This window comes from Desulfopila aestuarii DSM 18488 (assembly GCF_900143695.1).
GTDB lineage: Bacteria > Desulfobacterota > Desulfobulbia > Desulfobulbales > Desulfocapsaceae > Desulfopila > Desulfopila aestuarii.
This window is the reverse complement of record NZ_FRFE01000008.1, coordinates 132140-154309: the sequence shown is the minus strand read 5'-3', so window position 1 is coordinate 154309 and position 22170 is coordinate 132140. Positions and strand designations below refer to the sequence as shown.

Annotated in this window: 17 protein-coding genes; 9 read left to right on the top strand and 8 right to left on the bottom strand. The window is 51.3% G+C overall.

Translation table 11 applies throughout. The features are described from left to right. Nucleotides 1-54: 54 nt before the first annotated feature. The 4 genes from BUF15_RS10190 to BUF15_RS10175 all read right to left on the bottom strand — a co-directional run bounded on the left by BUF15_RS10190 (nt 55) and on the right by BUF15_RS10175 (nt 5020). The gene (locus BUF15_RS10190) at nt 55-705 is read right to left on the bottom strand and encodes a response regulator (RefSeq protein WP_084553834.1); all 651 of its coding nucleotides are present in this window, start codon (nt 703-705) and stop codon (nt 55-57) included. Then, the gene (locus tag BUF15_RS10185; protein WP_073613359.1) at nt 702-2900 is read right to left on the bottom strand and encodes an ATP-binding protein; all 2199 of its coding nucleotides are present in this window, start codon (nt 2898-2900) and stop codon (nt 702-704) included. The genes BUF15_RS10190 and BUF15_RS10185 overlap by 4 nt, the downstream gene beginning before the upstream one ends. Beyond that, a complete protein-coding gene (locus BUF15_RS10180; protein ID WP_073613358.1) occupies nt 2897-3931 on the bottom strand; it encodes a BMP family lipoprotein in 1035 nt (344 codons plus the stop codon). Before BUF15_RS10180 ends, BUF15_RS10185 begins: the two co-directional genes overlap by 4 nt. 63 nt (nt 3932-3994) lie before the next feature. Further along, complete coding sequence (locus BUF15_RS10175) at nt 3995-5020, bottom strand: BMP family lipoprotein (RefSeq protein ID WP_084553832.1); 1026 nt, start codon at nt 5018-5020, stop codon at nt 3995-3997. A gap of 1100 nt (nt 5021-6120) precedes the next feature. On the opposite strand from BUF15_RS10175, the gene fusA reads away from it, so the two are divergent. The 6 genes from fusA to BUF15_RS10145 all read left to right on the top strand — a co-directional run bounded on the left by fusA (nt 6121) and on the right by BUF15_RS10145 (nt 13304). Next, entirely contained in the window at nt 6121-8202 is a 2082-nt protein-coding gene (gene fusA / locus BUF15_RS10170; RefSeq protein WP_073613357.1) for an elongation factor G, read from the top strand. Nucleotides 8203-8316: 114 nt separating this feature from the next. Further along, on the top strand, nt 8317-9012 hold the full coding sequence (locus BUF15_RS10165) for a P-loop NTPase family protein (protein WP_073613356.1): 696 nt from the start codon (nt 8317-8319) through the stop codon (nt 9010-9012). 101 nt (nt 9013-9113) lie between these two features. Then, a complete protein-coding gene (gene hisA / locus BUF15_RS10160; RefSeq protein ID WP_073613355.1) occupies nt 9114-9878 on the top strand; it encodes a phosphoribosylformimino-5-aminoimidazole carboxamide ribotide isomerase in 765 nt (254 codons plus the stop codon). Between the two features lie 216 nt (nt 9879-10094). Continuing rightward, entirely contained in the window at nt 10095-10955 is an 861-nt protein-coding gene (locus tag BUF15_RS10155) for an HDOD domain-containing protein (protein WP_073613411.1), read from the top strand. Nucleotides 10956-11073: 118 nt separating this feature from the next. Further along, nucleotides 11074-11994: an MBL fold metallo-hydrolase gene (locus BUF15_RS10150; protein WP_073613354.1), complete on the top strand. Its 921-nt coding sequence runs from the start codon at nt 11074-11076 to the stop codon at nt 11992-11994. Nucleotides 11995-12143: 149 nt separating this feature from the next. After that, a complete protein-coding gene (locus tag BUF15_RS10145; protein WP_073613353.1) occupies nt 12144-13304 on the top strand; it encodes an MFS transporter in 1161 nt (386 codons plus the stop codon). A 12-nt stretch (nt 13305-13316) separates the two neighbouring features. Here BUF15_RS10145 and BUF15_RS10140 read toward each other — a convergent pair whose 3' ends face one another. Together BUF15_RS10140 and BUF15_RS10135 are read right to left on the bottom strand one after the other, a co-directional pair. Beyond that, nucleotides 13317-14207 carry a ribonuclease H-like domain-containing protein gene (locus BUF15_RS10140; protein ID WP_234981153.1) on the bottom strand — a complete coding sequence of 297 codons (891 nt, stop codon included), beginning with the start codon at nt 14205-14207 and terminating at the stop codon, nt 13317-13319. Nucleotides 14208-14306: 99 nt separating this feature from the next. Further along, nucleotides 14307-16124 carry a DEAD/DEAH box helicase gene (locus tag BUF15_RS10135; protein WP_073613352.1) on the bottom strand — a complete coding sequence of 606 codons (1818 nt, stop codon included), beginning with the start codon at nt 16122-16124 and terminating at the stop codon, nt 14307-14309. A gap of 858 nt (nt 16125-16982) precedes the next feature. Between BUF15_RS10135 and BUF15_RS10130 the strand changes: the two genes are divergently transcribed. Next, nucleotides 16983-17399: a nuclear transport factor 2 family protein gene (locus BUF15_RS10130; protein ID WP_073613409.1), complete on the top strand. Its 417-nt coding sequence runs from the start codon at nt 16983-16985 to the stop codon at nt 17397-17399. Between the two features lie 86 nt (nt 17400-17485). Here BUF15_RS10130 and arfB read toward each other — a convergent pair whose 3' ends face one another. Beyond that, nucleotides 17486-17896, bottom strand: coding sequence for an alternative ribosome rescue aminoacyl-tRNA hydrolase ArfB (gene arfB / locus BUF15_RS10125; protein WP_073613351.1), 411 nt, complete (start codon nt 17894-17896; stop codon nt 17486-17488). Between the two features lie 294 nt (nt 17897-18190). Between arfB and BUF15_RS10120 the strand changes: the two genes are divergently transcribed. Beyond that, the gene (locus BUF15_RS10120; RefSeq protein WP_073613350.1) at nt 18191-19351 is read left to right on the top strand and encodes a S1C family serine protease; all 1161 of its coding nucleotides are present in this window, start codon (nt 18191-18193) and stop codon (nt 19349-19351) included. A gap of 90 nt (nt 19352-19441) precedes the next feature. On the opposite strand, the gene pyk is transcribed toward BUF15_RS10120, so the two are convergent. Beyond that, a complete protein-coding gene (pyk, locus tag BUF15_RS10115) occupies nt 19442-21187 on the bottom strand; it encodes a pyruvate kinase (RefSeq protein ID WP_073613349.1) in 1746 nt (581 codons plus the stop codon). Between the two features lie 495 nt (nt 21188-21682). Between pyk and BUF15_RS10105 the strand changes: the two genes are divergently transcribed. Further along, on the top strand, nt 21683-22111 hold the full coding sequence (locus BUF15_RS10105) for an FKBP-type peptidyl-prolyl cis-trans isomerase (protein ID WP_073613347.1): 429 nt from the start codon (nt 21683-21685) through the stop codon (nt 22109-22111). Nucleotides 22112-22170 lie beyond the last annotated feature (59 nt).

Here is a 22170-nt window from a genome sequence, read left to right as displayed (position 1 = left end):
TCTTATAGAATTTCCCTACAGGCAGTGGATTATTTCCGACTTATTCCATCGTGTTTATGTGTCAGTCTGGAAGGCTTTTTCCAGGCACTCCGGGCAAATGCCATGGGAAAAATTGGCTTGGGTGTGGGTACGGATATAGGTCTCCAGTTTTTTCCAGGCACCTTTCTCATCCTTTATTTTCTTGCAATAGGAACAGATGGGCAGTAATCCCCGCAAGGTATCCACTTCGGCCAGGGCTCCATTCAATTTGGTAATGAGCCGCTCCTGGGCAACGACCAGTCGTCTCAGGCGGAGGTGAGTGGAGACCCGGGAAAGCACCTCTTCCTGACGAAAGGGTTTCGAAATATAATCGACACCACCACTCTGAAAGCCACTGACGATATCTTCCACCTCTTTTTTGGCCGTGACGAAAATAACGGGGATCTCCCTGGTCCTCTCGTCGGCTTTGAGCTCTCTACAGGTTTCAAACCCGTTCATACCGGGCATCATCACATCCAGGAGAATGAGATCGGGTCGACTGTGCCGAGCGATTTTAATGGCCGTCTCCCCGTTGGTGGCAATGCTGAGGTCATAGCCTTCCGCTTCGAGGAAAGCCAGCATGACGTCGATATTCGCGGTGTTGTCATCAACAACCAGAATTCTGGCAGACTCCAGATCCTCGAAGCCGAGAACCGTATCGCCAATGTGGTGCAGGTCATTTGTCATATGGTTTCCGTCGCCTGGAGAAGCGTTACGATTTCAGGCAGTTCATAGAGTTCAAGATGCCTGCGGAACTGCGCGGTGAAAGCACTGCTTACCCCGGGAGTTGCGGCGAGCTCTTTTGCGAGTTCTCTCAGTTGGCTGATTTTGCCAAATTCTGCAGCAGATAACAATCGATCGTGGAGGCCTTGAGGCAGTTGCAGCTTTTCTTTGTGGCTGATCTGGCTGTTTGCATGTTCCAGGCTGTCGCCGCCCAAGGCATCATATTGCAACGGTAGGCCCAAGACTGAGGCCATGCACTTGAAAACCTGACGGATATCGAGAGGTTTAATGATAATGCCCTCTATTCCCATCAGCTCCTGGGTTTCACTTGCCGAGTCAAAAGCTGCGGCGGTGATCATGACAATGGGCGGGGCTTGGTCGCCATAGATCCGTTGGATATTCTTGATGGTTTCTGCTCCATCCATTTTTGGCATATAGCGATCCATGAAGATGATGTCCGGTCGATTTTGCTGTAACGCTTTCAAGGCTTCCAGGCCGTTATCCGCTTCTGTAGTGGCAACATCGGCCTTGTTGAGCAGATGGGCCAACATGGCCCGGCTCAGTTTATCATCATCGACGATCAGGGCGGTAAGCGGTGTATCCGATAGCAATCCCTTGATTCTATCCTGCTGGGTTTCTGCCGGCAAGGACGATTTGTCGGCTGGTGGGAGTACCAGATCAAAGCAGAATCGGCAACCGTTTGGCTCGTTGGCGAGCACCTCAAGACGGCTGCCCATCATTTCCAGAAATTTGATGGTAATTGACAGGCCGAGACCGGTGCCCTCTTTACCACTGTTGCTGCTCATTTCCGAAAAGGGCTCGAAGATCTGTTCACGGTGAGCTTCTGGAATGCCCGGGCCTGTATCTTCGATACAGAACCGGTAGCGGTCGGCGTCTTCCCGAATCACGCGGAGCACAACGCCTCCTTTGTTGGTGAACTTCACCGCGTTTCCGAGCAGGTTGATGAGGATTTGCCGCAGTTTCCCTGCATCGGCGATAACAGGAATGGCCTGTTGGGTGTCGATGCCGACCACCTGCCAGGTGAGGCTCTTGTCGGTGCAACGCAGCTCGAAGAGGCTGGCCATATTCCGTAGCAAGAGGCAGAGATCGAAGCTTGCCGGTTTCAATTCCATTCTGCCCGCCTCGATCTTTGAGAGATCGAGGATGTCGTTGATGATCCCGAGAAGGTGACTGCCTCCCTTATCGATAGCCTCGACCGACTTTCGCACCTGGCCATCCAGATCATTGCGGCTCTGAAGAATCTGCGCATAGCCCAGGATAGCGTTTAGCGGGGTGCGGATTTCGTGGCTCATATTAGCGATAAAATTGCTTTTATACTGGTTAGCGCGCTCCGCAGCCTCTTTGGCTGTGTTAAGGTCTTCTTCAGCCTTTTCCCGGATGGCTATTTCCTGTTCCAGTCGGCGGTTGGTTCTGGCAAGGTCGGCGGTGCGTTCATCCACCTTGTTTTCGAGATCCTGATAGAGCTGTTTGAGGTTGTTACTCATGACGTTGAAACCCCTGGCCAGATCCCCGATCTCATCCCCTCGCTGTGCGATCTTCGTTTCGTGAAATTCACCCTTGGCTAGATGCTGCACCACTTCAGAAAGATGGATCACTGGCGAGACAAAGGCATAGGAGAGGTAAATGTTGATGCTTATGCCGACCAGCAGGAGCAGGACCAGAACCCCGATGCCCAACCGGATAATATAGGCTTGGATCTCTTTTTCGACGGATGCAAGCTCCAACCCTATCTCAACTTTGCCGAGGAGGTTGTCTTCGCTGACAATGGGCGTTTCGATGATGAGGATGTCGTCTCCGACTCGCCGTTTCTTTTTCTCTATTGGCTTGCCGCGTACGGTTGCATCGACCTGAACAAGAGATTTGCCGTTGGAATCATAAATTTCGCAGAATGCAACGCCTTCTGCCTCTTCCACGTTGCGGGCAACTTCCTGAACGATGAAAAAGCTGTACTTTTCAATGGGCGTCGCCGAGAACTGGGCCACCAGATTGGCCAGGGCCAGCCCCTGACTCTTAATCTCGTTTTCCAGCCGCTCTCGTTCGCGGGATAGGAAAAAAGCGCATACAATGACGATGCAGACAAGCAGCACAAGGAGGGTGCCGAGGATGATTCGTGGCTTGAGCCGGGCGCCAATGGTCATGTTCCGGTACCATTTTGAGTGGTCACGGTAGAGTCCAGATAGTTGAGGACCTTGATCCTGCCGGCGATTATTTCGGCTTTGATCTCATCAAGCCGTCGAAGCACGTTTGGCGGGATGAGATTACGGGTGAATTTCATGTCACTCAACCCGATGCCGTGTTCCTTTAATCCATAGGTTTTCACGCCTGGAATAAATTTGCCGGTTACTATTTTGTTGACCTCACTGTATGTGACGATGTCGAGCCGTTTCATCATACTGGTGAGAATGTGGCCTTTTGCCAGATGGTCCTGGTCGGAGTCGACGCCTATGGCGAATCGGTCTGAATCCTCGGCGGCCTGCAGGGCCCCGTTGCCGGTCAGACCTGCGGCGACATACAGGATGTCAACACCAGCACCGTAAGCGGCCATTGCACGTTCATGTCCGACAGATGGCTGTCGAAAACCAGAAAAATCAGGAGCCTTGGTGACGAATTCTTCCCTGACATCGACCTTCGGATTGATATACATTACTCCCTGCCGGTAGCCTTCCCGGAAAACGTGCATGATCGGAATGTCGACCCCGCCAAGAAAACCGACCTTTCCGGACTTGGTCATCATGCCGGCAAGCGCTCCTACCAGGAAGGAGCCTTCATGGACGGAATAGATAATGGAGGCCACGTTGGGCAGGTCCGGCAGCTCTGCGTCTTGCAGAATGAAATAGCGGTCCGGATAGCGGGTGGCGTATTTTTTCACCAGATCTTTCAGGTAGAAGCCGTTGGCCACAATAATTTTTGCCCCTTTATCGATCAGACGCTGCATGGAAAGTTCAAATCCGGTATCGGATTTTTCACTGTCCTCAAGGATGAGATTCAGATCAAACTCTTGTTTTGCCTTGATCATTCCTGCGTAGGTCATGTCGTTGAAGCTCTGGTCGCCAAGCCCTGATACCCCTATCAGCAGCCCAAGTGTTGGCTTCTCTTGTGCTGAAACGAAAATACCCGGCAGCACCATGATGAGAAGAAGGCTTACTATGAGAAAGAAAGTTCTATGCATTGAAAATTCCTATATATCAACTGGACAATTGTCCTGTGGTCTTCAGTTGGTCACCATCTTTATTTACATGGTATCTGGAATCTGTATCTTACCTGAGATGAGATCTTTTTCGGCTTGATGAAGTGTTGCCATGATCTCGTCACTTACCAGCTGCCTGGTAAAACGCATTGGGGAGAGACTCACCCCGCCATTTTTTAAACCGTAATGGGTGACTCCGGCGGTGAAGCTGTTGTTCATGATTTTCTCGATTTCCAGGTAGGTGGACTGGTCCAGTCGTTTCATCATGCTGGTCAGTACATATCCTTTGGCCATGTGATCTTGGTCAGCATCAACTCCGATCACCAGCTTTTTCTGCTCACGTGCAGCCTGGATAACACCGTTACCGGTGAGGCCCGCCACCGAAAAAATTATTTCAACACCGTTTTGGTACATTTCCGTGGCGAGTGCATATCCCTGGGATGGATTGGTAAAACCGGAGTAATCCCCGGCAGGGGAAACAAAGGTGTTGGTGATGGTGACCGTTTCCGAGACGCTTTTAGCGCCCCGGCTGAAGCCATCAAGAAAACTGTGGATGACCGGGAGGTCAACCCCGCCGATAAAACCTATTGAGCCAGTGGTGGCAACCGAAGCGGCCAGAATTCCGGCCAGATAGGAGCCTTCTTCATGGGCAAAGGATGTCGAGGCGACATTGGCAAAGCCTTCAATGGGGAAGTCATTGACGATAAACAGTATCTTGGGGAATTTCGGGCTATATTCCATTACCAGATTGCCGAGACCGGCCCCGTTGGCGACGATAACCTGGGCACCCAGATCAATCAGGCTTTGCATCCCTTTGATCTGGGATGCATGGGTTCCTTCGGTTTCCTGGACGATAAGATTGAAGTTATAGAGCTGCTGTGCTTTGCCGAGGCCGGCCATGGCCATGTCGTTGTAGGACTGATCACCGAGACCGCCAGCTCCTGCAAGTAGCCCAATGGTGTTGATTGTGGCGCTGCCAGCCGGAATTCCAGCCAAAAGAAACAGGAGAACGATGCCAATTCCAAGAGGTAGATTATTGGGTTTAGAAGAGCGGGTGGCAATGATGTTCACAGGACCTCCTGTACAAAAAGATCAATTGGTAGAGGGAGATGCAACACTCTGGTTGCTTTGTTGCAGAACTGATTGGAGTGACTAAAAAATGTTAATGAAAATTATAAATCTAAAGTTATCATGATACATCTGCTATCGCAAGGAACAGCAGGTGAAGCCAGCAAACTATTATCGGCAGCTTGCCTGGCTATGCTATTTCCGTAGGCGGCATTATCGGTAATGACCAGGGAAGATTCCTTGTAACAGACATGTGAAGGGATCAATTAGTCTTCAATATACTCAGCTGAGAAATATAGCTTTGATCCCTCCAGACTTCCTTCCGGCAAGGTCCGGGCTCTTTCTTATGCAGTCTCGATTTGGCAAAGCTAACCTGAAATAAGAAAAATGATTTTCTTTTCATGTTGATTTAGTGTGATTTTCTGCTTGCGTCCCTGATGGGGAATGGTTATCAAAATAGTACCGAAGATGATGGGCTTCTCCTGGCTGGCAGGGCTATTTGTCTGTCATGGCGGGACCTTATATAAGGGGTCCTGATAACGGAAGAATTGTGCGGGTCGGAATGGGCTTTTTTTTATTGGTTGTTACTAGCGATACAACATGCCTGATGCGGAGGAGAGAAAACGTCAGACGATGCGTTTTTTTTCTGGCTTTTCGGCTTGGTCTGATGTAATGTGCCCGGTTTTCTGAGGAACTTTTTATGTCTTGGGTGTGGAATGCAGCCCGAGATATGTGATTTTCTGAAGAGTATCCAGCTCCCTACCTGTGATTTGCAGTACATATTTCTTCGGTGCAGGTGGTGAGTGAGCGGGAACGTCCCCGGTAGAAAAGGGACATGATGAAAGTATTCAAATCCTGAAAGTGATACGCATTAAATTCAGTTGAATACGGAGTTGCAGGGAGCTGTGGCTCCTTATTTTTTTGTTGGGTTCGCAAAAAACCACGAGAACCGACGGTTCGGCAGTACAACGGGTTGATGTGGTGAGTCTCTCCTTTGGAGGTGTTAAGACTTTTTGCGTGATCACCATTTATTTCATTACCCAGGTTGAGTGACAGTGGGGCCGGGAAAATCCGGTGTGCAGAGTTGGTAGAGGAAAGCAACCATGAAAGATTTATCGAAAGTACGTAATATTGGTATCAGTGCCCATATCGATTCGGGAAAAACTACCCTGACCGAGCGTATCCTGTTTTATACCAACAGGATTCATGCTATCCATGAGGTTCGCGGCAAAGACGGTGTTGGCGCCAAGATGGACTCCATGGAGCTGGAAAAGGAGCGTGGCATTACTATCCAGTCAGCCGCCACGTACTGTTCCTGGAAAGATATCAATATCAATATCATCGACACCCCCGGCCACGTTGACTTCACCGTTGAGGTTGAGCGCGCCCTGCGGGTTCTGGACGGTGCTATCCTGGTACTCTGCTCTGTTGGCGGTGTTCAGTCCCAGTCCATTACCGTTAACCGGCAGATGACCCGGTACAACGTTCCGCGTATCGCCTTCATCAACAAGTGCGACCGTACCGGTGCCAATCCGTACAAAGTTACCAAGCAGCTGCGCGAAAAACTTGAGCTGAATGCTCACATGCTGCAGATGCCGATCGGTCTTGAGAGCGATCTGCAGGGCATGGTCGATTTGATCACCATGAAGGCCATTTATTTTGATGGCGATAACGGTGAGAAGATTCGTGAAGAAGCGATTCCGGCTGAGATGGCGGATGAGGCTCAGGAGAAACGTGAGGCCCTGCTCGAGGAAATCTCCATGTTCTCTGAGGAGCTGATGGAAGCTCTACTGGAAGGCGGCGATGTCGACATCCAGATTATCTACGACGCAATTCGTAAAGGCACCCTGGCTCTTGAGTTCACTCCGGTTATGATGGGTTCTGCCTACAAAAACAAGGGCGTTCAGAAGCTGCTTGATGCTGTTGAGCTTTTCCTGCCATGCCCGACTGACGTTACCAATCATGCACTTGACCTCAACAAGAGCGAGGAAGAGTTCGCAGTAACCAACAATCCGGCAGATCCGCTGGTCGCATTGGCGTTTAAATTGGAAGATGGCCGTTACGGTCAGCTGACCTATATCCGTACCTACCAGGGCACTCTCACCAAGGGTGACACCGTTTACAACAGCCGTACCGGCAAAAAAGTAAAGATCGGCCGTCTCTGCCGGATGCATTCGGACGAGATGGAAGAAATCGATTCTTGCGGATCCGGTGATATCGTGGCGTTGTTCGGCATCGACTGTGCTTCCGGTGATACCTTCTGCGACGAGAAGATTTCCTGCTCCATGACCTCCATGCATATCCCCGAGCCGGTTATCTCTCTGGCTATTATCCCGGTGGACAACAAGGCCCAGGTCAATATGTCGAAGGCGCTTAACCGCTTCACAAAAGAGGATCCGACCTTCCGTTCCTTTGTCGATAAGGAAACCGGTGAGACCATCATTTCGGGAATGGGTGAACTGCACCTTGAAGTGTATATCGAGAGGATGAAGCGTGAGTACAAGGCTGAGGTTGAAGCCGGTGCACCGCGGGTTGCCTATCGTGAAGCAATCTCCCAGCGGGCCGAGTTCAACTACACCCACAAGAAACAGACAGGTGGTTCCGGCCAGTACGGTCGTGTCGCCGGTTTCATGGAGCCGCTTGAAGAGGGTGAATTTGAATTTGTCGACGCCATCGTGGGCGGTGTCATTCCCCGCGAGTTTATCAGCTCCTGTGAAAAGGGCTTTCAGAAATCAGTTGCCAAGGGTTCTCTCATCGGTGCACCGATCACCGGGGTCAAGGTTACCATCAACGACGGTGCCTTCCATGCGGTCGACTCCTCCGATGTCGCTTTCCAGCTGGCCTCCATCGGTGCCTTCAAAGAGGGCTACATGAAGGCCAAGCCGCAGATTCTTGAGCCGATCATGAAGGTGGCAGTCGAAGGTCCTTCAGAGTTCCAGGGTGCCGTCATGGGTTCCATCAACCAGCGTCGTGGTATGATTATCGGTTCCATGGAAGAGGGGCTCTACACCGTGATCGAGGCAGAGGTACCGCTCTCAGAGATGTTCGGTTACTCCACCGTGCTCCGTTCCCTTACCCAGGGTAAAGCCGAATTCACCATGGAATTCGCGAGTTTCAAACCGGTTCCAAAGGGTGTTTCCGAAGAGCTTGTCAAAGCCTATCAGGCAGAGCAGAAGAACAACTAGTTGCTTCTCGCTTCGGAACATACTACAAAGAATATCACGGGCGCATATCTTGCGCCCGATGCGGGCAGCATCAATTGATGCTTGCCGACAAGACATATAATGAGGTGATTTGCCATGGCAGACAACGATTTGGTAGTCAATAACCCGCTGAAGGCGCTTGGTCTTGAGAAAAAGACCAAGGATGGAATCCGCAGCATGGGTCTGGTAATGTCCAGAGCCGGACTTGGCAAGACCGCGATACTGGTTCAGTTCGCATTGGACTGCATGCTGCTGGGCAACAAGGTGCTGCATGTCAGTATCGGCCAGTCCGTGGATAAGACCCGCAACTGGTATGATGACATCCTCTCACTCTTGACTGACGGTGAGAAAGTTGAGGCTATCCCTGAGGTCATGAAAAACAGGATGATCATGACTTTCAATGAGACCTCTTTTTCCAGGGCCAAGTTCCAGGAACGTCTTGATGATCTGGTCAAGCAGGAAATCTTCAAGCCTGAGTGTCTTATTATCGATGGGTTTGATTTTGCTTCTGCTGATCGTGCAGCCGTGAAAGAGATGCGCGAATTCATGGAGAACAGCGGTCTGAAAATGATCTGGTTTTCCGCGGTTCGTCACCGTGAAGACAACCGTAAGAGCGCCGATGGTGTTCCCGCTCCCTGTCATGAGATTGACGATCTGTTCGATACCATATTGCTGATTAATCCCCAGGGCGAAGAGATGAACCTGGAGATTCTTAAATGTGACGAGTGTACAGTCGATCCCGGCACCAAACTGAAACTCGATCCGTCCACCCTGCTTATCCAGAAAAAATAGGCAGCAGACGACACTTACCGGCGCATAGCATTACAAGCGGTCAGGTTGAAAACGGGATATCCACCTTGAGGTGGTTGTCCCGTTTTTTTTTGAAGGAAGCTATGAAATTTCGACCTTGTATTGATCTCCACGAAGGCAAAGTGAAGCAGATTGTCGGCTCGTCACTTTCTGATGAAAATCCCGGACAACTGCGAACAAATTTTACCGCCGAAAAACCCTCATCCTGGTTTGCGGAGTTGTACCGAAATGACAACCTGACCGGCGGCCATATCATTAAGCTCGGTCCTGGCAATGACGAGGCGGCGCGCGAGGCGCTTGCCGCCTGGCCGGGTGGTTTGCAACTCGGTGGAGGTATCACGGCAGAGAACGCTCGCGAGTGGCTTGCTGCCGGCGCTTCCCATGTCATTGTCACCTCCTATGTCTTTTCTGATGGCAAGATTGACCGAGGGCATCTGGGCAAGCTGGTGCAGGCGGTGGGTAAAGAGCGACTGGTACTCGATCTGAGTTGCCGACGGCGTGGCGACAGGTATTATATCGTCACCGACCGCTGGCAAAAATTTACTGAGGTGGAGATTGTTCCGGCTGTGCTCGAAGACCTGGCTCGCTGCTCTGATGAATTTCTTATTCATGCCGCTGATGTTGAGGGGAAATGTGCGGGCATCGAGGAGGAACTGGTGGTAAAACTGGCAGAGTGGTCACCATTGCCGACCACTTACGCAGGTGGAGTGCGTGACCTTGATGATCTTGCTTTGATCCGTGATCTTGGTAAAGGACGACTTGACGCAACCGTCGGCAGCGCCCTGGATATTTTTGGTGGTACGACCCTCTCTTATACGGATGCTGTGAATTTCTGTCGGGTCAGCTGATTGACTATTCACGATAATCATTGAGCAAGGGCCGGCGGCTTCTTGACCTGCCGTCCATCTTTCGATACAATGCGTATGAAGTGAAAAGGTTGGCTGGATGTTATTGAAATTTTAGTGCCTTACAGATTGTTTTGTTTGTGGAGAACATAGCAATAATCTGAGAAAGGAATGTCTTCCCCTTCGTTGGGGTTTTTGGCTCTTGAGGGATATGAATTGATGAGCTTTGATAAAGATAAACAGCGTAAGGATATTGAGCGGTTCATCCAGAAAATGCCGAGTCTCTCGACGACGGTCGGCAAGGTTATGGAGATTTGCAGCCGCACTGATGCTTCGCCAAACGAGTTGAACAAAGTTATTTCACTTGACCCGGTATTGACGGGTCAAGTGTTGAAACTGATTAACTCTGCCTACTACTCGCTGGTTACCAAAATTACCTCGCTGACCCGGGCCATTACGATGCTGGGGATGAATACAGTGAAGAATATGGCGTTGAGTACTGCCATTATCCGCACCGTGGCAGGTACCAAGAAATCTCGAGCCTTGCCAACCACCCGATTCTGGGCGCACACCATCGGGGCCGGGGTCAGTGCCAAGTTGCTTGCCGGAATTAAAGAAGTGCCGGTGATGGAGCGTGAAGAGCTGTTTGTGGCTGGTTTGCTCCATGATCTTGGCAAGATACCCTTCGGCGATGAGTATATCGAGGTGCTGACTATTGCTAAGAAAGAACAAGCGCCATTAATTGAGGTCGAAAGGGATATCATGGGCATAGATCATCAGGAAGTGGGGTTGATGATTGCCGAAAAGTGGAAGTTGAATGAGGTGATATCAACCTGCATTGGAAAGCATCACAATGTCGATGATTTGAGCGGTCCTCTGGCGAAGCAGGTGGCCTTTGTGGCACTCGGTAATATCTATACCAACATTCTTGATATCGGCTTTGCCGGAAACCCGTTTCCCTCAGAGGTGGAAATGGAGCATCTCCTTAAGGTGCTCGAGATCAGTGCCGAGGATTTCGGTCATATCGGTGAAGGTGTCCAGGCAGAAATCCATAAAGCTGAAATATTCTTACAGATTTGACCGATTCGTTCTGGGGGTGGAAGGGTATTGGAAACAGGAGGGCGAACTTACGGGCAGTCAATGGCCCGTCCGGCTCTGCCCTAATCGCATAACCAGCACTGATTGAAATGGGAGCAAGATGAAAGTCCGGTTTTGGGGCGTCCGCGGATCAATTCCCTGTCCGGGGCCGAACACCCAGAAGTATGGTGGGAACAGCGCCTGCATTGAGTTGCGGGTAGGTGAAAATGACCGGCTGATCATCGTTGATGCCGGCTCTGGTATACGCGATCTGGGAACTTTCCTCTTAAAAAATGATCTCCCCAAGGGGCCGATCAGCACCTCGATCTTTCTCTCCCATACTCATTGGGATCACATCATGGGATTTCCATACTTTACACCCATTTATATCCCCGGTACAAAACTGAAAGTTTACGGACCAGTTACCTTTGAGGATGACCCACTGGAAGACGTCGTGGGTGGCCAGATGAAGTATCGCTATTTCCCTGTAAATATGGGTGAATTGGCTTCTGATATCGAATATATCAGATTGAGCGAGGCCCCCAGTATCGATCTGGGCGATGGGCTTACGGTGGTCACCAAGCTGATCAATCACCCCATCACAGCCCTTGGCTATCGTTTTGAGCATGCTGGAAAAAAGGTGTGCACCTGTTACGATACCGAACCGTTCCGCAATCTCTTTATCACCGACCCGAATCATCCCGATTACGACGAGGCAATGGCCTATGAAGGGGAAGAGGTCGCAAAAGAGCAGAATATGATGTTAGAGGAGTTTTATCGGGATGCGGATCTCTTGGTGCACGACTGCCAGTATACCGAAGAAGAATACAATAACGGTAAAATCGGTTGGGGCCATTCCACGTTCGAACATGCCATCGCCTCGGCGAGTCGGGCCGGAGTGAAGAAACTGGCGATGTTCCATCACGATCCCGAGCGGACTGATGCCCAGATCGATGAGTTGGCCAAGGAATACTGTCAGCCTGGAAGATACGGGGATATCGAAGTGTTTTTTGCCCGCGAAGGCGAATTGATCACTCTGTAAATCTGTCGGGGCACGTGCTGCCCTGACAGATTTTCTGATTCATTATCCATTTACATGTACTGCGAACAGCACCTTTCTGAAGGTATTGCCCGGTGGGTTCCCCCTGGGAGATCCTGCTGTCTGGCCGCCGTTCTGGCTGGAATTCACTCATGTCACAGAACCTTAAGATTCTCTTTGGCTTAACCCTTGTTCATTTTATCGGGGACTTTTACGGATCTTTTGTCAGTCCCCTGTTTCCCGTCTTTGTCGACAAGCTTGGTCTCAGTCTGACCCAGATCGGTGTTATTGCCGGTGTCATGCGGCTGCTGGCCTTTATCGTTCAGCCGACAGTAGGCTATTTTGCTGACAGGTACCCAACCCGACGCTTTATTTTCACTGGGCTGTCACTGGTGGTAATCTGCATTCCGCTTTGCGGTGTGGCCCAGAACTTCTGGATGCTCCTGGCCTGCGTGGCCATGGGCTCGATTGGCTCCTCCATGTTTCACCCTTCGGTCACTGGTATGGTGCCAGTGTATGCCGGGAGTAGAGCCGGATTCGCCATGTCGGTGTTCAACACCGGAGGAACCCTTGCTTTTGGACTCGGACCACTCTTTATTACCTGGTATGTGGCAACTTTTGGTCTTGAGCGAATGCCTGCCACCATGCTGGTAGGCCTTCTGGGTCTTGGCTATCTGGCGCGAATTATCCCAAGACCTGAAAGCGAAGGGCTGCAACGTTTCGGTTTTCTGGGGGCATTGAAGGAAAGCCTTGGCGATGTCTGGAAGACGGTAGCCTTGATCTGGCTGGTGATGTTTTTGCGGGCTTTGGTTGGTCAGGCATTTCTGACCTTTATGCCGGTTCATTATGTCCAGCAAGGATTTACAGTGGTCGAGGCGGGAGTAATCTACTCCCTCTTTGTGGTGGCGGGCACCGCAAGCGGGCTTCTTGCCGGCCATATGTCGGATAGGATTGGCTTCAAGCCTGTCTTTCTCTTCTGCTATCTAGGAATGGCGCCGACCCTCTGGCTGCTGCTCCAGACAGGAGGTAACTGGGCCTATCCAGCTGCATTTCTGGCGGGTGCTTTCGTGCTGGCACCGTTGCCGCTGGGCGTGTCAATGGCGCAGAAACTTGCCCCGAAAGGACGATCAATGGTCGCCAGCCTGATGATGGGCTTTGCTTACGGCCTGGGTGGTATCGTTTCCCCTGTGGTCGGCCACTTTGCCGATATTTACGGTATACCCAGGGTGCTCGGGGTTCTTATCTTCATTCCTCTTCTGACCTTGCCGGTCATAGCACTCTTTCCCCGTGTCGGTCAGCGAACAGGCCGATGAGAGCGGGGGCACTTACACCCCATACCGCCGTTTCACCCGCTCCACGCACACCGGATCAGCCTGAAATGGTAATCTGGGTAACAATGGTCGGGGAAGTTTTAATTCCTTGGCAAAAGGTGTCTGAGCGATGTTGATATTGTAGGCCTCGATCATGAGCTGTTCGAGGTTTACAGTATCTTCGATGTTATAAGCGAGCAGTGTCTCCAACGCTTTATGGTCATTGTAGTTTTCATATTCCTTCCAGAGCAGTACGGCAAAATATCCATCCACGCCATCCAGATCGCCACGGTCGATGCCCAACATCTTCTCGCATCCTTTCAGGCCGCCTTTAAAACCAAGGCGAGCCAGGACATAGCGCAAATCGATTTGGGCCTGGTTCAGGGTGATGCGAAAATACCGCTCGAGAAACGGCACGTCAAAGGACTTGCCGTTATAGCTGACCAGAACAGTATAGTTGCAGATGTCGTCGACGAACTGCTCCAGATTGTCACCATTGACGTAGTATTTTACTTCCCTGCCGTCATAGAGGGCAATGGTGGTTAAGTCGGCATCTTCGCCAAGCCCAGTGGTCTCTATATCGATATATGCGGTTGTTTCGCGATACTGAGGGAATATCCTCCATTGCTCATGAGAGGGTAGGCGGCTGGTGAAGAAGGATGGGTCGTTATTCAGGGCTTTGCCAGACTCGGCCAACAGCTTTGTTATTTCGATCCGGCTACTGTTTGGCAGTCGCAGGGAGAGCAGTTCGTGCCATTTGTCCCAGCTGGTAATGCCTGCATCCCAGAGGCGCTTTTCGGTGGCGGCACCTATTCCGGGTATATGGCAGAAGGTGTTTTCGAGCATAGAAACAAGGGTGAAATTGAAGAGAATAGCAAAATTGTCTGAATAAACGTATTCCCTCAAAATATTATATTCTCAGGGTGAACACTTTTCAGGACATCTTCATTTAAAAAAAGCAGGGCGGGACGATGTTTTCCATCGCTCCGCCCTGTGATAGTTTGGTTACTTGTAGGCGGGTTGGGCAGAAGACCTGGACTTGCCCGGGCCTTTGCGCTGTACGCTTTTCATTGGTTTTTGCCCTTTTGATGCACCGTTTTTTCCTGAACGGTCGAATTTGCGCGGTGTGTCCTGCGTCGCCTCTTCGTCTCTTCGGACTCGCATCGGTCGTCCATTGATACGGGCACCATGGAGCAGGCGCAGGACCTGATGCGGCATGCCATAGGGGAGGTCAACCGTGCTGTATTCTTCAAAGATGTTGATTCGGCCAATATGGTCGCTGCTGATGTCTGCCTCATTGGCAATGGCGCCAACAATGTTGCCGGGCTTAACCCCGTGCACTTCGCCTACTTCAATGCGGTAGCGATCCATGCCTTCCTCTGGTGGCAAGCCAACATGGCGGCCTTTGCGCGGACGCTGTTCAGTACTCCGTTTTTGGCTTACGTCAGTTCTTTCAGTTCTTTCTCGACGAATCTGGCGACGAGGTTCCTCGGGCAACAGTAGCGGTGTCTTGCCTTGGGCCATCTTGGCCAGGGCAGCGGCGACCAATTCGGCAGAGGTGCCGTTTTCACTGCAATAGTCGTTGATTAACCCGGCAAAGAAAGAGCAGTCGGTGGATAGCGTCTCGCTGATGGTATTTTTGTATGCGGCAATTCGTTTGGCATTTATCTCGGCGACCGTAGGCAGTGCCATCTGCTCAATTTTCTGACGGGTGGCACGCTCGATGGATTTGAGCATGGTGCGTTCACGAGGGGTGAGGAAAAGAATGGCACGGCCCTGGCGGCCTGCCCGTCCTGTTCTACCGATTCGGTGAATATACGCCTCGGTATCAAACGGAATATCAAAGTTCACTACATGGCTTACCCGCTCAACATCAAGGCCGCGGGCTGCGACATCGGTGGCGATGAGAATGTCGAGTTTGCCGCTTTTCAGCTGTTCAACAGTGCGGAGACGCTGGCTTTGAGCGATGTCACCGTTTAAGGCGGCTACCGAGTGGCCGAGCTCTGAGATATATTCGGCCAGTTCTACAGTCTGCATTTTGGTGCGGACAAAGACCAGCATACCGTCAACGGTTTCCGCTTCGAGTATCTTGGCAAGTGCCTCACGCTTGGCATTGAAACCGTTGGTGGTGAGGTAATGTTGGCTGATGGTTGCGGCGGTGGCGGTTTTATTCTTTATGGTGATTTCAACCGGGTTGTTCAAATGGGTAGCGGCGATCCGGCGGATTGAATCTGGCATGGTGGCGGAAAAAAGAGCGATCTGACGTTCTTTCGGAGCCTGCTCAAGGACCCACTCAACGTCTTCGAGAAAGCCCATTTTCAGCATCTCATCTGCCTCGTCAAGGACGATGGAGCGGATGGTGGAGAGTTTGAGGCTGCCACGGCGGATATGATCCATTACTCTGCCCGGGGTGCCCACAACAACGTGGACACCGAGATGAAGTTGTTGCAACTGTCCGGCGTATTCCTGGCCACCGAAAATGGGCAGTACGCGAAGATTATTGAGATTGGCGCCGTAGCTTTTAAACGCCTCGCTTACCTGGATGGCGAGCTCGCGGGTCGGAGCAAGTACCAGAATCTGGGGCGTGGCTTTTTTTGTGGGTTTGAGCTGATTCAAGAGTGGCAGGGCAAAAGCGGCAGTTTTGCCGGTGCCGGTCTGGGCCTGGCCGACAACATCGTTTCCGGCCAGGACATGGGGAATCATTTTCGCCTGAATAGGCGTAGGCTCGGTGTAGCCGGCGCTATTCAGCGCACGAAGCAGGGGTTCGATCAGACCGAGTTCAGAGAAGTCGGTAACCATTTCGGCAACAAAATCTTGTGACATGATACATCCTGTAAAATACAACGGGTTGATCCCAGAGGAGAGACGAGCAAACGACATCTGCAAGGGGAAGGGGAGGCGGTCGTCCTGCTTTCAGGACAAGGCGAACGTGCGCGCATGTTCCGCCTAAATGTGTCTCTCCAGATCTCTGCAAGACAGTTTACAAAAAACAGTAAACTGACAATGGGGCAACCTGCAATCGGCTGATGGCTGTTTTTCCGGGACAAGCTGAAGTGGATAAAGCCGTATCAACGATGCAAGGGTGTTTCATGTTCCTGGTCCGACACTCACGATAAACATCATACAATACCAAATCATTGTTTTTGTGACAATCAAATTCTTTGGTGGAGGCAAAAGACCAGGGTCTTAAAGGTGTTTAAGGGGAAAACGGCGTGGATGCGGCGCGCCTGTCAACCATGAAAGTGATCGTTTATGGGATATTGTGGGCGAGTGAAGCAGCAATTTCAACAGGGGAAATGTCGGTTGGGGGGATGATACGTAAACCGACCTTCCTGCATGGAAAGCCAATGAGATACTGGCAAATGCTCATGTGTTTTTGTGGTTTTTCATGAAATCCGCAGAAAATACTTGCAAAGAAATGCCTGACATGTGAACTTTAACAGAGATTCATATGTAATGCAGGTATGATAGGCACTCATTCAGACGTTGATGGAGCGGGTTGTTTCGCGCATTATGAATGTGAGGCGATTCTCTTCAATTAAACAGTTGTTATAGTGTAGACAGGGTTGTCTTGATGCACGTTGTGCTCTGCAACTCTGAAACACAGGTATGGTTATGGGTACGAGCCACGAACACTGTCAGGATTGTGATCCGGCCGGGTTGACCAATGGGAGCCGGCATATGACTGGAGAGGAAAAACGCACCATAATTGAAGCGTATGTTCATGCCTTTAATGCGTTTGACGTTGAGGGAATGGTCGCTTATCTTCACCCTGATGCCCGATGTATTACCATTGTCGATGGCGTTGTGACCTGCAGCGTCGAAGGCATAGATTATGTCCGCTCGCACGAACTTGCCGAGAGTGCTCGTTGTTCTTCCAGAAAGAAAACGGTCATGGAATGTTATGAAAGGGGCGAGCAGGTTGTGCTGGAACTGAGCTATAGTTGTGTCCTGGCCGCCGATCAGGCCGGTGGTCTCAAGTCAGGCGACACCGTGACTCTGGAAGGGATTGCCGAAGTGACGTTTATCGACGAGAAAGTCTCAGAAGTGGCGGAAATATTTTCTGCCCCGCAACTGCAACGAAAAACCCGCAAGTAGTCCATCTTGTATTTTCTGTGCAGCGTGGTGTTCATCCTGCAATTTCGTTTCAGATTTCCACTTTCCCGAAGTTTACACAAGTAGGGTTAGTCGACCTTTTTTCGCATTGCCTTGATCATGCCGCGTTTGGTTTTGCTCTCCAGTCGTTTGGTTTTGGCGGCTCTTGAAGGTCGTGTCGGTCTTCTTTTTTTCTGCTCAACTGTGACACTGCGCACGATTTCAACAAGCCTTCGCAGGCCGTCCTCCCGATTCTGTTCCTGACTGCGAAACTGTTGGGCCTTGATGATGATGCAGCCTTCGGAGGTGAGTCGCGTGTCATGTAAGAGCAGCAGTCTTTCCTTGATATGTGGCGGCAGGGACGAGGCGCGGATGTCAAAACGCAAATGTATCGCGCTGGCAACTTTATTGACATTCTGGCCACCCGCACCCTGAGCCCGGATAGCGGTGATCTCCACTTCCTGCTCTGGGATGGTTATATGAGGCGTGATCTCTAACATTGTTGATACAATAATTCTCAAATTTGCATTGAGGTGAAGAACTGAGCTTCACCGTGTTGATAAATCGGTAAGCACAACATGTTGTTTTCGGCTAATGGATAAACAGTATGTAATGATAGTACTTCATTATAATTAATTAATGAACCTGAAAAGAGTTGGAGAGACATATCGGCTTCACATGAAATCAAAAGGTTAGAAAGCTTGTAATTGGGTTTTCGTTGCATTTTTAAAAAGCAACAATATATTCGGATAGGGAATGCACCAAATATCACGGCTTGGCTGACGGAGGAAATAATGGCTTTAAAAAAAATTCGATGTCCGAAATGTGGGCACGAACAGCATATGGGTAAAGAGTGTGAGGCATGTGGTGTCATCTATGCGCGTTATAAACTCGCCCAAAATCGATTGCAGGAAGAACAGGTAGCAAAAGAAGAGGCACGGAAAAAACAGTCCGGAAGGATGTGGTCCATCGTCCAGTCGCTGGTGTTGGTGCTGCTTACTGCTGGGGGCACGTATTACTACATGAATTCCAATCGTCAGCCCGCTGTCGCACCGGTCAGTTCTGAAAAGGTCGCTGTTGCGCCTGAGCCAGCTGCAGAAAGTCCGACCAGGGTGGAAACGGCGCAACGACCTCTCGCACCGAAAAATGTTGTCGAAAACGTGAAGAATAGTGGCCCCATGACCATTGAAGAGGCGCGTCAGGCCACGGTTTCCATCGAGACTCCATGGGGTTCTGGATCCGGTTTTTTCGTGAGCGATAACTTTATCGTCACCAATCGCCATGTGGTGCAGATGGACGAGAACCTGCTTGTCGAATTTCGCCATAAGGTGGAGAAAACGCGCGAACTGGTCGAGCTCGAAAAACAGAAGATTCGCGATATGCGGGCGCGTCTTCGTGAGACCAAGCATGTACCTACCCGCGGCCAGCTTGAAATTATAATCGGTGAGAGTGAGCGGAATCTCAACACCATTATGCCACAACTCGAAGACGCTGAGCGGCGATTGGCCAAACTTGAAGAGAAACTGAGGCCTGACGATGTCAAAATCATCCTGGCCGATGGTACAAGCCAAGTCGCTAATTTCCTGCTCATAAGTGACAGGCATGACCTTGCTCTGATGTCGATCTATGTCAATGATGTCAAGCATCTGAGCAGGCCACCGGAGAACTCCAGGATCCAGCAGGGAGATAAGGTTTTCACCATCGGCAGCCCGGTGGGTCTTCGCAATACTGTAACCTCGGGCGTTTTTTCCGGCTACCGAAAGGACTCGAAAGACGGCAGCCTTTTTCTCCAGACCGATGCGCCCATCAATCCCGGCAACAGCGGTGGGCCGCTTATTGATGAAAACGGCTATGTTCGCGGTGTGAACACCATGATCCTGCAAGATACCGAAGGCATTGGCTTTGCCATCCCCATTGATACGGTTTTTGAGGAGTTCGGTTCCGCAATCTATTAATTGAAACTAACAGAGTTTTTGGGGAGAATGAGTGAAGGCCGCAGACTGACAGTCTGCGGCCTTCACTGTTTTCAGGTGGGGAGGCGGCTTTTACTGTCCCCGCAAACTGCCGTAGCAGATCTGGCCAGTCGACCCGTCAATGGTAACGGTCTGACCGTTTTCAAAAATTTTCGTGGCATTGGTGACGTTGCAGATGACGGGAATTTCCAGCTCCCTGCCAATTATGGCGGCGTGCGAGGTCAGGCCTGGTTGTTCGGCAATAATGCCGCGTACCCTGGTCAGGTTGTCCAGCATGCTGTGGTCGGTACCATCCAGCACGACAATGGCGTTTTGGGGTATGTCTTTCCAGTCTTCTTCTGAGAGAATGACCCGCACCTCGCCATCTGTCATTGTTGTGCCGATACCCTGGCCGGTGAAGCAGACATCGGCAACTGTATGGACTTTGAGCATATTGGTAGTCCCCTTGGTCTGGATAGGCAGGCCAGCGGTAATAACCACCAGGTCGCCGTTCTGTACCAGCTCGGCCTGGGTCGCGGCATGAATGGACATGTCCAGTTGCTCGTCCATACTGGTGGCCGGGGCTGAAAGCAGCGGCATGACCCCGCGGACCAGCTGGAGCTGGCGAACGGTGGTGATATTGGGACTTACCGCAATGATTGGTGCCTTTGGCCGGTAGCGGGCGACCATCCTGGCAGTAGAGCCTGAGCTGGTGGTGGCGATAATTGCCGCCGCCTCAAGATCGGCGGCAGTAGCGCAGCTGGCATAGGAGATGGCGTCGGTGACCACGGCCCGGCGATGCCGCAACCCATTGGCGAGAATGTCGTCATAATCGAGTGATGATTCGGAAATAGCCGCGCAACGGGTCAGAAATCGGATGGCCGCCAGAGGATTGTGGCCCACGGCCGTTTCTGCCGAAAGCATTACTGCGTCGGTACCGTCGAAAATGGCATTGGTCACGTCGCTGGCCTCGGCCCGGGTGGGGGAGGGGTTGACGATCATCGACTCCAGCATCTGGGTGGCGGTGATGACCGGTTTTCCGGCGAGGTTGGCTGCACGGATCAATCGTTTCTGGATTACCGGTACCTCTTCGGCTGGCATCTCCACACCAAGATCGCCGCGGGCGACCATCAAACCATCGGCAGCTTTCAGAATCCTGTCAATATTTTCGACTCCCTGGCGGTTTTCAATCTTGGCGATAATTGCCTGTTGTCCGCCGTTGTCCTCGATAATCCTGCGTACTGCCCAGACATCGTCCGCCTGGCGGACAAAGGATGCGGCAATGAAGTCGACACCCTGCTGCACACCGAATGCGATATCCGCCTCATCCTCTTCAGAGAGAGAGGGCAGATTGACGGCCAGGCCGGGCAGGGCGACCCGCTTGCGACTGCTTAATTTGCCGCCTGCGACCACCCTGGTTTTTACCTCGTTGCCATCTATCGCGGTTACTTCAAGCAGAAGCTTGCCGTCGTCGAGCAGCACCTTGCAGCCGAGTGTGACATCTCTGGCAAAACCTGGATAATTGATGCCGATGCGGCCCGTTGCCGGGTCCTCTGGTGTGGGGCAGATGGTCAGCTCCTGGCCATTGACCAGGTCGACGGCTTCTTTCATCTCCTGTACTTGCATTTCCGGACCACGGGTATCGAGTAGAATGGCGGTGTCGGAGGAGGCATGCTGCCGTGCCTCCTTGACCAGCTGTATGAGGCGGAGATGACTGTCCCGGTCGCCATGGGAGAGGTTGATGCGGGCGACGTTCATGCCTGCGGCGATGAACTCCACCAGTTGATCGGCGGTCTGGCACTGGGGCCCGAGGGTGGCAATGATTTTCGTCTTGTTCATGGTGTCTCTGTTGCAAATGGCATAAAAAATGTCGGTCTCGAAAAAAACGAGGGATCGGTACGCTTAGCCGTTGGTATCGATGCGGCGGAAGGTGGGCAAACGGCCACGTTTCTGGATACTCAGAAAATTACTACAGTGGTCTCAAAAGAAAAAGGGGAAATATCGCTTTGTGGTTTTTGCCGAAAATGGTTTTTCAAGACATCTCTGTCTTTTCTGAAATATACAAGAAGGGCTATACGGAGAATGTTTGCGGTGAGGATGGATATCGATCTTTTCGTATGGTTTTGTTGCACGCAGGCTTCTCTGTGCTATAGTGCAAAGTTCATGTTTCTCTACAAACGAGTGTGTGAACATGAATCGGTTATCGCAGACAGTAAGCTGATCCTATTGGATGGTTTGCCGTAAGCATGGATTATGGACGAAACATTCGGGGTGCTGATGTGGGCAGCCCGTAAACCAATACAGCCGAGGAGATTCCCGGCAAGAGGAGTAACAATGGCGCAGGTAAAAAATGGAGATACAGTTAAGGTGCACTACACCGGAACCCTGGAAGACGGTTCTGTGTTCGACAGCTCGGAAGGTCGTGACCCTCTGGAGTTCAAGGTCGGTAGCGGACAGGTGATCGTTGGTTTTGATGAGGCTGTCACCGGTATGGCAGTGGGCGAGAAAAAAACGGTAATGATTCCCTGCAGCAAAGCCTATGGCGAACTTCAGGAAGATCTGGTTATGACCGTGCCGCAGGCCCAGGTACCGCCGGACCTCAAACTCGAGGTGGGCATGCTCCTTGAAGTGGGCGGGACAAACGGTGAGGTCTTGCGGGTTAAGGTGATCGACATAACTCCAGATTCTGTCATGCTCGATGCCAATCCTCCACTGGCCGGCAAGGACCTGACCTTTGCCCTGGAACTGGTGGGCATAAACTGATCTAATCAAGGCCGTGATGTGGTGAAAACCCCGGTTACGCAAACTGCGTTTCCGGGGTT